At 45.6% G+C, this 16,179-nt stretch carries 15 protein-coding genes; 7 read left to right on the plus strand and 8 right to left on the minus strand.

Annotated features, from left to right (window positions below):
• Nucleotides 1-294: 294 nt before the first annotated feature.
• A complete protein-coding gene (locus tag NIAKO_RS36980) occupies nucleotides 295-2,826 on the minus strand; it encodes a T9SS type A sorting domain-containing protein (protein WP_014220110.1) in 2,532 nt (843 codons plus the stop codon).
• A gap of 149 nt (nucleotides 2,827-2,975) precedes the next feature.
• Between NIAKO_RS36980 and NIAKO_RS19205 the strand changes: the two genes are divergently transcribed.
• The 4 genes from NIAKO_RS19205 (at nucleotide 2,976) to NIAKO_RS19220 (ending at nucleotide 6,204) form a co-directional block, all read left to right on the plus strand.
• Nucleotides 2,976-3,449: a carboxymuconolactone decarboxylase family protein gene (locus tag NIAKO_RS19205; protein ID WP_014220111.1), complete on the plus strand. Its 474-nt coding sequence runs from the start codon at nucleotides 2,976-2,978 to the stop codon at nucleotides 3,447-3,449.
• Between the two features lie 98 nt (nucleotides 3,450-3,547).
• A complete protein-coding gene (locus NIAKO_RS19210; RefSeq protein ID WP_014220112.1) occupies nucleotides 3,548-3,886 on the plus strand; it encodes a YciI family protein in 339 nt (112 codons plus the stop codon).
• A gap of 93 nt (nucleotides 3,887-3,979) precedes the next feature.
• Nucleotides 3,980-5,236, plus strand: coding sequence for an RNA polymerase sigma factor (locus NIAKO_RS19215; RefSeq protein ID WP_014220113.1), 1,257 nt, complete (start codon nucleotides 3,980-3,982; stop codon nucleotides 5,234-5,236).
• A 68-nt stretch (nucleotides 5,237-5,304) separates the two neighbouring features.
• Nucleotides 5,305-6,204, plus strand: coding sequence for a hypothetical protein (locus NIAKO_RS19220; protein ID WP_014220114.1), 900 nt, complete (start codon nucleotides 5,305-5,307; stop codon nucleotides 6,202-6,204).
• Nucleotides 6,205-6,231: 27 nt separating this feature from the next.
• On the opposite strand, the gene NIAKO_RS19225 is transcribed toward NIAKO_RS19220, so the two are convergent.
• Nucleotides 6,232-6,573, minus strand: a complete 342-nt coding sequence (locus tag NIAKO_RS19225; protein WP_014220115.1) for a DUF488 domain-containing protein — start codon at nucleotides 6,571-6,573, stop codon at nucleotides 6,232-6,234.
• A gap of 130 nt (nucleotides 6,574-6,703) precedes the next feature.
• Nucleotides 6,704-7,708, minus strand: coding sequence for a helix-turn-helix transcriptional regulator (locus NIAKO_RS19230; protein ID WP_014220116.1), 1,005 nt, complete (start codon nucleotides 7,706-7,708; stop codon nucleotides 6,704-6,706).
• A 108-nt stretch (nucleotides 7,709-7,816) separates the two neighbouring features.
• Here NIAKO_RS19230 and NIAKO_RS19235 point away from each other — a divergent pair, with 108 nt between their 5' ends.
• The 3 genes from NIAKO_RS19235 to NIAKO_RS19245 all read left to right on the plus strand — a co-directional run bounded on the left by NIAKO_RS19235 (nucleotide 7,817) and on the right by NIAKO_RS19245 (nucleotide 9,455).
• Nucleotides 7,817-8,293: a hypothetical protein gene (locus NIAKO_RS19235; protein ID WP_041347005.1), complete on the plus strand. Its 477-nt coding sequence runs from the start codon at nucleotides 7,817-7,819 to the stop codon at nucleotides 8,291-8,293.
• 202 nt (nucleotides 8,294-8,495) lie between these two features.
• A complete protein-coding gene (locus tag NIAKO_RS19240) occupies nucleotides 8,496-8,795 on the plus strand; it encodes a T9SS type A sorting domain-containing protein (protein WP_014220117.1) in 300 nt (99 codons plus the stop codon).
• A 213-nt stretch (nucleotides 8,796-9,008) separates the two neighbouring features.
• Entirely contained in the window at nucleotides 9,009-9,455 is a 447-nt protein-coding gene (locus NIAKO_RS19245; protein ID WP_014220118.1) for a response regulator, read from the plus strand.
• Between the two features lie 710 nt (nucleotides 9,456-10,165).
• Here the strand turns inward: NIAKO_RS19245 and NIAKO_RS19250 are convergent.
• The 5 genes from NIAKO_RS19250 to NIAKO_RS19270 all read right to left on the minus strand — a co-directional run bounded on the left by NIAKO_RS19250 (nucleotide 10,166) and on the right by NIAKO_RS19270 (nucleotide 16,037).
• On the minus strand, nucleotides 10,166-10,747 hold the full coding sequence (locus tag NIAKO_RS19250; protein ID WP_107685589.1) for a hypothetical protein: 582 nt from the start codon (nucleotides 10,745-10,747) through the stop codon (nucleotides 10,166-10,168).
• 383 nt (nucleotides 10,748-11,130) lie between these two features.
• Complete coding sequence (locus NIAKO_RS39150; RefSeq protein ID WP_014220120.1) at nucleotides 11,131-11,700, minus strand: collagen-like triple helix repeat-containing protein; 570 nt, start codon at nucleotides 11,698-11,700, stop codon at nucleotides 11,131-11,133.
• Between the two features lie 86 nt (nucleotides 11,701-11,786).
• A complete protein-coding gene (locus NIAKO_RS19260) occupies nucleotides 11,787-12,803 on the minus strand; it encodes a PorP/SprF family type IX secretion system membrane protein (protein ID WP_014220121.1) in 1,017 nt (338 codons plus the stop codon).
• A 141-nt stretch (nucleotides 12,804-12,944) separates the two neighbouring features.
• The gene (locus NIAKO_RS19265) at nucleotides 12,945-14,945 is read right to left on the minus strand and encodes an OmpA family protein (RefSeq protein WP_014220122.1); all 2,001 of its coding nucleotides are present in this window, start codon (nucleotides 14,943-14,945) and stop codon (nucleotides 12,945-12,947) included.
• 93 nt (nucleotides 14,946-15,038) lie between these two features.
• Nucleotides 15,039-16,037 carry a PorP/SprF family type IX secretion system membrane protein gene (locus NIAKO_RS19270; RefSeq protein ID WP_014220123.1) on the minus strand — a complete coding sequence of 333 codons (999 nt, stop codon included), beginning with the start codon at nucleotides 16,035-16,037 and terminating at the stop codon, nucleotides 15,039-15,041.
• Between the last annotated feature and the right edge of the window lie 142 nt (nucleotides 16,038-16,179).

A 16,179-nucleotide genomic window follows, 5' to 3' on the forward strand; every position in this document is an offset into this window, starting at 1 on the left:
TGCAATATAACCTTATTTAACGCACAAAAAAGCAAAATAACCAACCAATAACGCAATTTATGCGGTTTTTAATCTAATCAAACATCCAAGTTGCTGGTTTATGCGGTATCAATCAGCAAGAAGCAGTCAATTAACTTACGTTAAAGCAGAAAGGCGGAAAAGGGTGGCAGGTTCCAGGTTCGGGACTGCAGGTTACCAGTTACCAGTTACCGGTTGCCCGTTTCGCGGAAAAGGAAAACAAAAAGCCTCCCTGGACTGAACCAGAGAGGCCTTATTCGACAAATTTCAACCTGTCTATTTTATCAGCACAGAGCCTGACCAGCTTTCTTTATTATCAGTAATACGTATTATATATATACCAGCGCCCCAGTTACCCGGAATGTTAACGGTTGTATTATACAAGGCGGAAGTAAGCCGTTTTGAATACACCCGCTGTCCCATACTGTTGAAGATCTCGATCACCGAAAGCTCGTTGGTAGCTTTTTTGATCTGCAGCGTGGTATTGCGTAATACCGGATTTGGATATACCAACACCTGCACCCTGTCGTTTCCTGAAGGCAGGGTAATGATCACCGATTTGCTGTAAGTATATGCGCCGTCTTTATCAACCATTTTCAGGCGGTAATAAAAACGGTTTACGTTTTGCGCATTCACCAACGCATCGGTAAACTGGTAATAATTGGTGAGTGTATTGGTCAACCCTTTTGCCGGAAGACTTCCCATCGCAACATATTTACTGCCATCGGTACTTCTTTCAACAACAAAATGATCGGTCTGAACTTCCGTTTCAGTTGTCCAGTTCAACTCATTTTTGCCATTGTTATAATACCCGTCAAATTTGGTAAGCAGCAGCGGCAATGAAACCGCCGTTGGAAAAAACACAGAAAGATCGGCCGCAGTGGAACTACCCGCAACCGTGCAACCGGTACTGTTGTTTGAACAGGGTTCTGCTATCACCCGCATCCGCAGGTACGTATCCATTTTTGGTAATGTAGCCGGCGTGGTAAAGTTAAACGTAACATCATCTATCACACAGGTTGATCCTGAGTTGTAGATCTCTTCATTGGCGTCTGCAAAATCACCATCGTCATTGTAATCAATAAACACCTGTAATTTATTCGGCCAGGGATCAGGGGTATTATTATATCCTATATTGGCCTGGGCAGTATATGTTGTATTTGCCAGTAAACCTGTAGCACTACAGGTGCTGTTATTATAAATATCGCCATAAAAAACTGGGCTGGGAGTATATTTCAGGTCCTGCAGCAGAAATGACCACAATAAGCCATAAGTGGCGCCCGTTGGAGCGGCCTTGCTGTAACAACCGGAGGTGGTATGGGTGTTATTGCCTACATAAACGGTTTTAGTAATGGAAGTGGGTCCATTTATATTGGTAGCAGTAAGTGTAATGTTTTTATAACCCGGGGTAGAAAAACTAACGGCCTGGCTGTTGCTGGTGGAAGAGGCAGGGGTACCATCCTGGAAGGTCCAGCTAACGCCGGTAACCTGGCCCACACTGTAGTTTGTGAATGTAATACTGCTGCCTGTGCAAATATTGGTTGCAGAGGCGTTGAACTGCGCCACGGGCGTTATGGCATTACAGGCCGAAAGACAGTTTACACTGGGCTGGCCAAGATAGGTGCTTATGGAACTGATGCTGGCAGCACTGAAAGTAGTGGCAGCAGGGCTGCTAACTGAAGGCGACATAATATACCCGGAGGAGGCATCGTGATTAGCGCCAAAATTATGGCCGGTTTCATGCGCCTGCAGGGAACCAAGCTGGGCTGCATCCAACGACGCCAGGTCCTCAAGCACCTGGTACCTGTTTGCTGAACAGGTTGCACCAACCCACGCGAGTCCAATCACTCCGGTATTTCCTGCATTGTCAGTTATATTCCTGGTAGTCCAGTAAGTTGCCATGTCATAGGTAAAGCCAAAATGGCCCGCCTGTCCCCAGGCTGAAAAATCCGGCAACAAAACAGTAGCATCCTGACCGGTATACAGCGGTGTTAAGGCGTTATTGGCTGCAGCAGTCGATATATACTGACCGGCAATCCTGAACTCGAGGTATTGACTGGGGGTAAACTGTGCATTGCTATATATGCCTACCATGGTGTTCAACACCCCGATATTATGTTCCTGTACCCTGGCAGCGGTACCATAACGGATATACATAGAATCATCAGAAGCGATGGCTACCTCCGTCATTTTACAGGTGCCGGTGGCCGTACCTTCCACGCGGGCGGTAGTATTGTTTGCAAGCTGCCTCGTTTGAAGTTCCGACACCCCGCAACTGAGGTCTGTACGCGGGTAAACATCTTTAACATCGTACACTACGTAAACATTGCCATTTGCCTGTTTATCGAAGTATTGCAGCGGTTCAATAAACCAGCTCTGGCTGCTTCCGTTCAGCATGCCATAAATAAGATCGTTGGTAATCGTAAGGTATACGTTGCTGCTGCCCTGGTTAGTTAAAATCCCCTGGTAGGTCATACAGGCCGGTTTGGGAAACTCCTGGCGGCCCTGGGGCGTTGCAACCACCAGTTTATAATTATTACTGAGAATATCATGCGCCTGCAGGTTCATCGGAAAAGAAACCAATCCCGGCAGGTTCAATTCCAACGGAATATTTCCCTGGCCGGCCTGTTTCATATACTGGTCCAGACCGGCGGTATTGATCTGGTACAACGCATACTTTTTGAAGATGTGTGAAAGCGAGGTAACAGATTGATTTGAAATGGCCTTTGCAGTGATTTTTTCCTGGGCGAGCATACGGATAGGCAAAAGCACAGCTGCTAATGCCACCAATTGTTTAAATCGGGTCATTTATATACGGGTTTTTAACAGTGCCTAAATGGCTGCACCAAGATAAAACTAAAAAAGGGAAAAAAATTTTCTCCCACCTGTCCAATTGGGTTTGAGCCGGTCATTATTACTGTATAAACGCACTAATAATAACTATAAAATCAAACTAAATGAAACAGGTAGTAAATGTTTACGAAAAAGGACAACGCGCATTGAAAGCTTTAAACACCCTGGGTGCTTACAGTCACCGGTCACTGATTGAAAGACCACTGGCGAATTTAATTTTGTACCGGGTATCGCAGCTCAACGGTTGTGCATTCTGTCTTGATATGCACTCCAAGGACCTGTTGGCCGAAGGTGAAAACGTGCAACGGTTACTGGTGCTGAACGCCTGGAGAGAAACGCCTTTCTACAGCGACCGCGAACGCGCTGCACTGGCCTTTGCCGAAGCGCTTACCCAGATCAACAACGGCCATATTGATGATGCTGTTTATAATGAAGCCCTGCAACAATTCACCGAAGAAGAACTGATTGACCTTACCTTTTGCATTATCACTATCAACAGTTATAACCGGGTAAACATTGCCTTCCCTAACCCGGCTGTTGTGGGTACGTATAAGGTAGGGATGTTTGAAAATGCCTAAAACCGTTTCACGATTCACGATTCAGCATTGCCGGCTGCCAACTCCATTAATAATAAATACTAACTTCCCGTATTCTGCGGGATCAAAAAAAAAGCATTATGAAAGAATTCATGTTAATCTTCCGTCAACCCAGTTACGACTTCAGCCAAGTATCACCTACTGAAATGCAGGCACTCGCTAAAAAGTGGCAGGACTGGGTAGGCGGTATTGCCGCACAGGGCAAATTAGGCACTACCGGTATGCGTTTGGAGACGGATGGTAAAGTATTGAGAAAAGGCGGCGTGATCACCGATGGCCCATTTGTTGAGATCAGGGAACGCCTGGGAAGCTTTTGCATCGTAAAGGCAGAAAGCCTGGATGAAGCAGTTACCCTGGCGCATGGTTGCCCGGCTTTGGATTACGATGGCAGCGTGGAAGTAAGAGCTATATTTCAGTAGAAAGCATAGGGTTTAAGGTTTAAAGTTTAAGGTGGCTCGCGAATGTTGAGCTACGGAGTTACTTTAAACCTTAAACTTTAAACTTCGTATTTTATGGGAAAAGAACAGGAATCATTAAAACAATTGTTCCAGCAGGAGTTTGCCAAAATGGTGGCGGTTATCAGTAATAAGTTCGGGCTGGAACATATTGAAATGGCCGAAGACATAGTAAGTGAAACCTTTCTGGCAGCATCGGAAACCTGGGGTATAAAAGGATTGCCACCCAATCCTGCGGCGTGGCTGTACGTGGTAGCCAAACAAAAAACGTTGTATCATTTCAGGCGGCACAAGATCTACGAACAAAAAGTTATTCCTGAAATAAAAGCGCAACAACCCCTTCAGTCAGAACCCGAAGCCATCAACTTCTCCCAACAAAATATTAAAGACAGCCAGCTGCAAATGCTGTTTGCCATTTGCAACCCGGCCATTGCCAGCGAAGCGCAAATTGGCCTGGCCCTGCGTATCCTTTGTGGTTTCGGCATCGATGAAATTGCCGAAGCCTTTTTAACCAATAAAGAAACCATCAACAAACGGTTGTTCCGCGCCAAAGAAAAACTGCGCAACGAAAACATTCAGTTGATCCCCATCGATAACACCCTGCCCGATACCGAACTGGAAAACCGGCTCGACAATGTGCTGCACATCATTTACCTGCTGTTTAACGAAGGTTATTACTCACAAACGGAGAACACCATACTGCGCAAGGATTTTTGTATAGAAGCGATGCGCCTGGGTATTATGCTCACCGAATACGAACGCACCAACAGCCCCAACACAAACGCCCTGCTGGCCCTGATGTGTTTTCATGCCAGCCGCTTCAATGCCCGGGTAGACCATGACGATGCGCAGGTATTGTATGAACAACAGAACACCGCCCTGTGGGATACCACCCTCATTAGCCAGGGCATTCATTTTTTAAACAATGCCGCCACGGGCAATCATGTCAGCTCCTACCACCTGGAAGCAGGCATTGCGTACTGGCATTGTATTAAAGAAGATACCCCCGAAAAATGGGCCAGCATCCTGCTCTTATACGATCAGTTGTTACTGATCAACTACTCGCCCGGCGTAGCCCTTAACAGGATCTTTGCGTTATACAAGGCAAAAGGAAGAGAAGCGGCGTTTGCAGAATCAGCCAAACTGCCCACCAACAACAGCCATTTTTACTTTTTGTTAATGGGTGAACTGTATAATGGTGTAGATAATCAACAAGCTTTAGCGTATTATGAACAGGCGCTGGCGCTGGCCAAAACGCAACAGGAAAAACAAGGCATTCAATCAACGATCGATACCCTTTCGGGGAAAAAATAACTGCATAATTTCCCTTGCGGGTGCTTAATTTCGCAGTCCATTAAGAGCGCCTAAAACCTCAATACCTGATGAAATTACACGTCCTGGTTCTGTGCCCTGTTATTGTAGCAGTATTGTCTGGTTCCATGCTTGCACCCAAACAGGCAGCCACCTCCCCTGCCGCATTGTATAAAGATTCCGTTCTACATACGGCTTTGTTTTCCCCTGATGATGTGGACAGAATAAAACAATTCTTTCTTGCCAATACGGCCCTGCCCGAGCAACCTAAAGATTCCAACTGGCGCCCGGGTTACAGGCACAAATGCATCAATACCGTACGGGCGGGTTTAGATTACCTCATCTTTGGCGAATCATCCATCCCTGATAGTTTATACAGCCGCCATTCCGTTTTAAATGGCCACGATAACGACATTACTGCATTGGCGAAAAAATTACAGGAAGGCCATTTCATCCGCAGTTACGATACGGTTCGCTTTTTATCATTGCGCAAAGATGAATGGGTGCCCATTACCAAGGCCGACCCCGTATCGCGGGGTTTACCACCCATGGCGTTGGAGAAAAGTTTATGGAATACCTTACTTAGAAGGGTTGGGAAAGAAAGAGGCTTTAGTGTATTCCTGCTTTCGGTATGCGATGGCTATCACGCCGCCCTGCTTACCCTCGATCATCGCAATCCTGCCGACATAAAAGCTTACTGGGCCGATCAAACCCATCGCCATCCCCTGCGCTTTTTTGCAAATAATAAACTGGAAGAAGTGCCTGGCAAATATGGCTGGGAAGTAATGCAGGCAAACGGACCGGCCCTGCATTCGGCAGGTTTGGCCCGGGGACTGGATGAATACATGTTGTTAGCCAACCGGCAGTTCTGGTGCGATTGCGGCCGTCCCAATCAAAAACCGGGAGATTGTTGTTCAGGAAATTGCTTTCCGTTTATACAGATATGGAGAATACAAAAAGTTCAAAGTTGAATGTTCAAAGTTGAATGTTTTAACTGCTTAAGTTAAAAGATCAGCCAGAATGTGTGCATGATTTTGCTCCTCATCTTTAGCAGCATACAAAAACGTTACCTGCTTATGTTCTTTCAGTAAAGTTTTCAAATCTTTCAATGCGGGATTCTCTTTTAATTCGGCGAGGTATTTCTTTTTAAACTCAGCAAAACTTCCTTCACCGGCATGAAACCATTTACGCAGATCAGTAGAGGGCGCCACTTCTTTTAACCAGGTATCTATTGCTGCTTTTTCTTTCTTAATACCCCGTGGCCATAGCCGGTCAACCAGGATACGATACCCATCTTTGGGGGCTACGGGCTCGTAGATCCTTTTTACAGTGATGCTCATAGTATATAGTTTGTTACGTTTATTGAATATACTATGTTTTTGGGAAAGGCACTAGGCAGTGGAAAGGGCAAAAGGCAAAGGCTCCTTCGCGGCAACTCGGAACTCGGAACTCGGAACCTGGAACTGTGAACTAAATACTTTTCAACTTCCCCGGCGGTATCCCAAACTTTTTCCTAAACGCACTATTGAAGTGTTGTACTGAAGAATAACCGAGCCTGTCGGCTACATCTTTGATGGCCACATTGCGGATGAGCAGGTCGCGCGCCTGGGTTAATTTATAATCGGCCAGGTAACCAAATACGGTATTGTTATAAAGGGCTTTGAAACCTTGTTTCAATTTAAATTCATTGATGCCGGCAACACGTGCCAGTTCTGTTAAGGAAGGTGGTTGTGCGGCATGTTGCAACAGGTAGTCTTTGGCAAAATGAATGCTCTCGGTATCGTGTCCGGGTTTAACTATCAGCGAAGGTGTTTGGGTAGCACGCGCCGCATCTTCATACATCTGTGCCTGTAAGGTCAACAACTCAATACATTTCGATTGCAGGAATAACAGCTTCAACCCGCCGGTCACCTTCACATTCATAATGTCATGCAGACATTGGTGCATGGCAAATGAAATAGGCATGTTCTCACGGCTCAGTTCGTGTTCGTTTCCTTGGGCTACTTTTTCGGCAAACTCTATTAATGAGGGACTGCTGTCTTTTGCCAGCTCCAGGAAAAAGCGGGTAGTAAAATGTACCTCCACAAACTTATACCGGTCAAGCTTACCACCGTATTGACCGGTACCGGCAAAAACCGGCGTGTAATGCATGTTATGCTCGTTGGCCTTGAATCGATGTTCTTTTCCAGACAGCAGGTTCTTCATGCTGCCATCGCCCTGTAAGGTAAAATGCATTTCAACCAGGTCAATTTCGCCGGTTATTTCCCAGTTCAATCGTTTGCTTTCATACAGCATCATATCGCCATACACAATATAAATGCCTGAGAAAGCCATCTGCACCATCTCCGCATCGCCAAATGGAAAGCTGAAGATCTCTCTTCGTTCTGTAACCAACGGTTGTTCAACTATTTTACTGGAAAACACATCACCCACCTTATACTGGCGACCATTTTCATCATACACATTGACACCCATAAAATCCGTTTGATGTAAATATTTATCCGTATTGTATAAAAACGCGTTGTTAACGGCTTTTTAATTTTGTAAAGGTAAATTATCTGTTTCGTAAACAAAACACATAGCATGTTTCACTTATCTAATTACCAGGCCAACGAACCTATCGACGAAGCCATGAACGTCGAACAGCCTGCTGCCGGTGACCATGAGCTGTCACATATGATACAGGCAAAACAGTTATACAATTATAAAACCACACATCATTTCTTTGTAGGTGATGAATCAACTGTTGAATTATTCAATGCATTAAAAGAGATCGCTTTAAAAAACGATCAAGAATACTTCGGCATTTTGGAATTGCATCCGGAATATGAAGCGGTGCTGAGTATGCTAAAACTGTTGATCGATAGTGTACCCGAATTACCGGAATCACCCGGGTACAATGCCATTCAATGGATGGAAGATATGCACCCCAATTGCTGGATGGCCTGGAAAAGAGCCACTTTTTATTTATCAGGTGGCACAACATTGATTTCCCGGTTCCAACAATACCTGGTACAACGAAATGTAACCAGTGAACAAATTCGTATTATAAATTATTAACAAGAACGGAAATAACACAGTGTATTCTGCAGTAAATACCATGCTGCACTAACCGAATACAGGGTCTATTCTAATATGTAACTAATCTCCGGAGGAGGAAATGTCAGCAATACGTTAAAATCGCGTATGTATACTATTGTGACCTATCAGGATAAGCGCTAACTTCATCGCGCACAATAATCACATTTTATCCTGACCTCCTATGAGCACCTCAACACTAACCGAAGACCGTTCGCAAAAACGGGTTCAACGAATCACCGTGTATCCCAATCTGGTTACACAAAAGAAGTTCTGGTTGCAGTTGTACAACGTAGAACAATGTGTTTTCACCGTTCAGCTGTATTCCCTTGCCGGACAGCAGGTATTTAAACACTTTTTGTACCACGCAGACTTCTATTCAAACCACACTATTTTGTTGCCGAACCACCTCCCCAGAGGTATATACAAAGTAGCTGTGCGTTATGGCGACAATCACTACGTTCAGCCGATTGTCATTGACTAAAACGCAAAACGCCGAAAGCTCAACGCCGAATGCAGGCTTCCGGTAATTTGAATTTCGCGCCACTTGTTTCGCTCCTTTTGCCCTTTGCCCCCTTTGCCCTTTAAGCACAAACATCTATTAGACAGCCCATGCATGTATTAGTTTTGCACATCCACCCTGTGGGATAGCAATACCTGGGATTGCCATGCGTTTAAGTTTATAAAATCCTTAACCATGGCAATGTATCCTGACCTGAAGATATTTATCGTAGATGATGATATATTCTGCCTCAGTCTGTATGAGCAATTCCTGCGTAACCTCGGTTACACCAACATTACTTCTTTTACTGCCGGCGATGACTGCCTGCAACAGATAAAGGAGCAGCCTGCCCTTATTTTCATGGATTACAACATGGAAGGCATGAACGGCATTGAGGTATTGAAAAAGATCAAAGCTTTTGACTCGCACATAATGGTTTATATAATTTCCGGACAGGAGATCAGCCTGGTAGCCAAAGAGGCCCTGCAATATGGCGCCCTTGACTATGTGGTTAAATCTTCCCTGAGCCCCGAAAAAATGACTGCCATTATGAAACGGGTTGAAGAGTACTACAATCCCCGCCGCCCTAAAGAGGGCAAGAAGTCGTTTTTTGACAAAGTGAAATCGGGATTGGGGATCTAGCAATTCGTTTACTAACCAACATTTATATGCTGTTTGAAATAGGTGGCTCTGAGTAAGGGTCGCCTATTTATTTTTGCAGGCAAGTTGACCAGGAGATGCAGGTGGATAAGGTTGACAGAGTTGATAAAGGGCAAATACAAATATTGAATATCGAATGTCCAATATTGAATGTTGAAGTGAAGAAAACGGGTTAAAGCCAAAGGGTTAGAGGCTCAAGCTAAAACCGGAAGTGTATTTACCTTTCATCCGCCAGCCGGCGGATTTCGGCTTTCAGCCTGTATTTGCTTACAGCTTGCGGCTTGCAGCTATTCTCCTACTGCCCTCTGCCTTCCATGTTTCCCCCCGACCAAGCCGCCTACGTAAAGGCTTCGTCGGCCAAAGAAAAAACCACCCCGCATAAACGAGGTGGCGTTCCTGATGTACTTGTCCTTGATAGATCCTGTTAATACACGTCCTGTACCAATTCCCTATTCACAATTTCTTTTGTTATTAACGGGATACTGCACCCGCTATTTTAAGATCGTTGGCACTCCTTGTTTTATAAGCATTTTCTATTAATGTTCTTGCGTTAATGTTTATTAGTTTGAAGCGGTACCAGGATCATCGCTTTTTACAACCGGCCCGGCAGCCTGCCTCTTCCTGGCATGTTTCCAGGCCATGTTGAACCCAACAATAAAGTTCCTGCCATTACCAAACGGATCCTGCTTTTTTCATGCAGCAAACTCCACCGCCTCCGGTTTCAGATCCTTTTTTTCGCCTACGGTCACAATGGTGGCATTGATGAGTTTATCAAAAATGGAAATCTCCTTCAGAAAGGGGTTCCAGTAAAAAATAAGCTTTTCAATAGGCTTCCATAATATTACCCAGCTGAACACATCCAGCGCATTGCTGAAAGCGGAGTGGATACGGTGCTCCACATTAAAAATCAATGGCATTACCCCCTGGAAGAACATTACAATAAGCAAACTGAAGATCAGCAGCCACCAGTTGCGTTTTTTGAATTTTCTAAACTCATCTTCCTTAATGGTTTTCTTTAATGAAAAGTGGCGGCGAATGGCATGCACCAGCGGATCTATAAACTCCTTATCGGATTCGTTGATGCAGTTTAATTTAAAGGTAACAGACGAATATCTTTTTATACTTACAGCATAGTTCATGATGTATTCTTCAAACTCCTGGCTCAGCTGCCTTTTGTAAACAGGCGCCGGGTCGTTGGCATTGAAGTACCTATCAATGGTTTGCTCATTAACCTTGAGGAAGATATTGATCTTTTTAAATAAAGGGTTGCTCATAGCGGATATTTGGGCTAACGTATAATAACGTGGTGCAATAACCTTCAAGGTGTCTATTCTTAAGGTTGTAGCAATAATAAATATAAGTACCTACACTTCTAATGTGTATCTAGGTAATGTTGTGAGTTGCCCAGGAGATGCAGGTTTATAGCGTTGATAGAGTTAACAAGTTGACATGTTAACAGGTTTAATACTAGCGCGAGGTTGCCAAACTCCCCCTTCGCCGGAGGGGGCTGGGGGAGGCTAAAAAGCCCTGGCTATTAAACCAGGGCCAAACGTAACGCACGAGAAAAAGCACTGCCCATACCAATTTAAATGCAGTTCCGTGGTTACATTTTATGTGATGAGATCAGCTTATATCAATTGCAGTTATAAAACGCGGATCAGTCTTTTAATCCCAGGTAGTTTTTTACTTCCTCATAGTTATTCCAGTTTATTTGTTTGTCCATGCGTACGTGTGCGCCGCCGGGGATCAGCACGTACCGGTATTGCCTGAATTTATTGCCGGTTGCCTGATCGGTGACAGTAGATGCATTTACGTTGGCATCCACCTCTATCACGCCCGGTGCAAATACCGGCATGATCTGTGCATCGCCCGATACCAATGGCAGCGGCGTCACTACTTTTTGAGCCGATGAGCCCAGGTTAATGAACACTTTAATCTCACCTTTCGAGATCAGATCTTCTGTTACCTTGGCTTCATTGATCTGGGTAAAGAAAGTAGCGCTTGCCGTATCCAGTGAAAAACTAAGATTCAACCAGTCGGAATACAATACATTGGCAGTGCCGGCATCGCCTTTGCCACCGGTAGCGCCCTGTGCGCCGGTATCGCCTTTGTCGCCCTTTTCGCCCTGCGGGCCCGGGTCACCTTTTTTACAGGCGCCGATCAATACCGTAGCAGCCAGCAAACAGGATAAGAGATGGTGCAGGCCCCATTGATGTGTGCGTTTCATGTTTTTGGTTTTGATTTTATTTAGTGATTGTGATAATTTCTTGTTGCCGCGACGGCTTGCAGCTTGCGGCTTACAACTGCCTTCCCTTACCAGACATTCCTCGGACAACCATCATCGTACTTATTACCCAGCAGAAAGCCTACCATAATCTCATGCGAGCCTTTGCTTACGATGTTTAATCCGGAAGTAGTATAATCATACGAGTAGCCGATATTGAACCGGTGGCTGACGTTCATGCCCACCATGGCCGAAAACCCATCTTCATAGCGGTAACCCACTCCCATCCAGGCCACATCGCGGTATTGCAGCTTGGCATTCACATCCAGCTGAACCGGCATCGGCTGTACATACTTCACCATTACCGAAGGGATCACGTTAAAGTCTTCGTCTAACAAAAAGCGATAACCGGCCGTAGCAAACAAATGCGGCACAATTTTGCCATTGTTCGTTTTTACGGCATTGTCTGAAAAACTCACTTTTTGCGGAATGATCTGTTGGGCAGCCAGTCCAATAAAATAATCGCCCGAATACAAATACAGCCCGGCCATAAAATCGGGTTTGGTGGTATTGATCAACCCATTGTTATACACCGCAGGATCAACCTGCACATTCCCGAAATCAAGTTTATTGGCGTTTAATCCAATATTGGTAAACCCTGCGCCAAAACCTGCGGCCAGACTTGTTCGTGCACTGAGCCCTATATGATAGGCATAAGTAGCATAGGCAGAAAAATAATTCAACGGACCCGTGCGATCATTAATTACCTGCAACCCCACCCCATGATGTGGTTCGGCGGCCGTATATTCTTCCCAATACCGTTTACCACGCGGGTTCTCACCCGGCACTTCAAAAGACGTGGCCGTGGTGCGGTAATCTTTTTTATTAATGGGTGTATGAATGGTTACATACGTAGTCACCGGCGCATCCTGGACTCCCGCCCACTGATGCCGGTGACTCACTTTTATATCGGTATAATTTTCTATCCCCGTGAGCGCGGGATTGAGAATATATTGATTCAGGATATATTGGGTATAGTGGGGCTTCTGTTGCGCTTGTGCCTGTAAACAGGCCGCCACTATAATTAGTGCTGTTAGTTTTTTCATGTGCTTACGTTTTATTAGTCAGTAGTGAGTTGTCAGTAGTGAGTAGCCTCGCGAATATTTAGACATCTGATTATTCGTGAACTCGTAATTATTCAGACTTTCGAACAATCGGGAACCCACTCACTACTCACTACTGACTACTCACTTGCTCAATACTTTAAATTCCGTCCTTCTATTCCGCTGCCTTCCATCAGGATTATCACTTCCATCTTCATTCGTATTCGGTGCAATGGGTTGGGTAGAACCATACCCTTTTGCCTGTAAACGGTTCTTATCAATTCCCTTGCTGATGAGATAGGCTACGCAGGCACGGGCGCGGGCTTCAGACAAACGCAGGTTGTACTCTTCAGAACCTTTATTATCCGTATGCGCACCAAGTTCTATGGTGATGTCAGGGTGGGCGTTCAGCAGGGCTACCAGTTTATCTAATGAAGCGTGGGATTCGCTCCGGAGGTTGGCTTTATCAAAATCATAATACACGTTGTCCATAACAACGGCCTCTTCAACCGGTGGCACATCTTTTATTAAACAGATTGCCGGATTGATCAATTGATCTGACTCTTCATCTACGGGCGTATAAAAGGGTAATGCGCCATTGCTGTACCCGCTGATAGTGGCCACTGCTTTTAAAGGTTGAAATTCATCCAGCGTAAAGGAGTAATTACCATCGTTGGCGGTAGTCTGCGTATACACCACTTTATTTTGAATGGTATCCAGGATGCTGATGGTAACGCCGGGCAGCGGTTGTTTATCTTCACAGGACACCACCTGACCGATCACCTGTTTACGCGGCAACAGCTTTCTTAAATAAAACAGTTCCAGGCAACAGGTTGCTTCCCGGTCACTGCTGAGCCATACATCTTCCAGCACATTTCTTACCCCGCCCTTACTAACAAAATAGATATCATCTTTCACCGAGTTTACCGGATAACCAAAGTTCACCGGTTGTTTCCAGTCGTTGATATTTCCCTTACTGTAAAAAAAATCATAACCACCCATGCCCACGCGGCCATTGGCTGAGAACACCAGCGTGGAAGAAGGCGCATGGTAATAAGGGGCCTGTTCATCATTAGCTGTATTAATTACCCCGCCCATATTTTCTGTACGAGTGGGTTTACCGGTTCCATCCAGTTCGGCATACCAAAGGTCAAAGCCGCCAAAACCGCCCGGTTTGTCACTGGCATACAACAGGTATTTACCACCCGGCATCACAAACGGCTGCTGGGTGCTGGCGCCTTCAGCGTTGATTAAACTATCCAGCAGCGCCGGTTCACTCCAGTCCTTTCCGGTTTTATGACTGCTGTAAATACCGGAGAGCTTTCTGCCGCCTGCGATCGTCCAGCGGGTGAGAAAAAGGGTGTTACCATCAGGTGTAAGGGTTACCACGCCCTGGTGCAGGTCACCGGCTTGTGGTAACGGGAATAGTTTTACGTCACCGGTCACCCCATCATTGATGGGTGTTGTATATACCCGGTTTATATGCGATTGGTTCCTGCTGTTACTATCTATGCGGGTGGAAGTAAATAACAGGGTATTATCAGTCAGCCATACCGGTGCATAATTGGCGCCTTCCGTATTCAACGGCGAGACTGCCTTTTGAACGTTGTACAACTTCAGGTCTTTCTTTTTTAACTGGGTCTGAATAAAGCGCAGGCTCATCAATTCTTTTTTTGCCGATTCTGTATACTGATCATCCGACCGGTGTTCATCCAGGAAAACAGTAAACGCTTTTTCCGACTGTTCATAATCAGCCAGCGCCCGTAATTCTACGGCATAATAATACCGCGCCAATGGAAATTCTGTAGCATGGGCATCCAGGGTTTGATTATAATAGGTGGCCGCCTTGGCATGGTCGTGCAACAGGCGATAACTCTCCGCCACCCGGTACAATGCCTGCTGGCGGCTGCTTACGGGCACATTGCTTTTCTTCACTACTGCTGCAGCCGCTGTATACGGACTGTACTCATCTTTTTTTAGTTTCTGCGCAGCAGTACCCAAATACTTTTCGTAATACTGGGCCGCCGAATAATAATCGGCTTTCTTATAATAATTATCTGCGGCACGCAAATAATCGTAAGAGAACTGGGCCCTGGCTGTAAACAAACTGCAGCTGATAAGCCCGGTAACAAATAATTTTTTCATACTTCTTCTTTTATATTGACAGGGTAGTGTTTTAAATGAAGGCAGTTGGTAGAAACCAACCGCCAGGTTTTCAGGACATTGGTGTACCTATGACTATAAGCGCGGACAGACAAATTCGATTTCCGGTGTTTTCACCGAACGTTTTCCTATAAAGGATAAGGAGATCTCAAAGCTGTTGGAGCCATGCGCCATTCTACCCAGATCGGACGTGTTCACATCATAGCTCACCCCAAGCACCAGGTTTTTATGAGTAAAGCCTACAAAAGGCGATAATGCATCTTTAAAGCGGTAGTTGGCGCCCAACATTACATCGGTGCCGGGAGCGGCTACCAGGCGGGCGTACGCGCCCAGCATTTTTTCCTGTGCCTGGCCCTGTTTCAGGTATAATAAGTTGGGCGTTAAACTAAGTACTTCCGACAACGAGATCCTTACCCCGCCATGCACTGTATACCGCATGGGCAACCGGGCTTTGCCGCCTTCACTGAACTGGTCATCGGGCCGGGTAAGATGCGAGACGGAGAAACCGCCAAACACATTTAATTTTTTATTGGGTGTTGCATCGAAATATAAAATGCCGGCACCTGCATCGAAGGAAGTGGCAGATGTTCTGCTGAATGCCTCAGCAGATGTAACACCCGGGTTGTAGCCGGTGATGGGATTCCACTGATCGCCAAACGAAAGCTTTGAACGATTGAACCGGCGTTGAATAACCCCGATCTGCATCCCCATCACAATGCGCTGGTATTCCTGCGGACCAAACCGAACGCCGTTATAGGCGTAACTGCCATAGGCCGTGAGATAATTATAACCACCATCGCCAGCCGTTTGATTCAATACACTGGCGCCGAAATTGGAATTTTTATTAGTCGTGAAATCAACCGCTATCCCGGGCGTGGTAAACGGACTACTGATATTCCCCCACTGCGATCTGTAGATCCCTGAGATGCGATAGTCACCGTCAAAAGCGCCGGTCAACGCCGGGTTCAGCCAGGCAGGATATACATAGTATTGCGAAAAATGCGGATCCACCTGTGCTTTCGAAACGACTGCCCCTAAACAGGCGACGATTAAAAGAAATGTACATTTTCTCATGACGTTAGTTTTTATTATGAAAATTGGCCCCCTCCCGGCCTTCCGCCAGCTGGCGGAGAGGAGAAATACCACTTATCTCATACTTCCATTATCAACTCTATCAACACTATCAATGTTATCAACCTGCTTCTCCTGGTCAACT

Source organism: Niastella koreensis GR20-10 (genome assembly GCF_000246855.1).
Lineage (GTDB): Bacteria > Bacteroidota > Bacteroidia > Chitinophagales > Chitinophagaceae > Niastella > Niastella koreensis.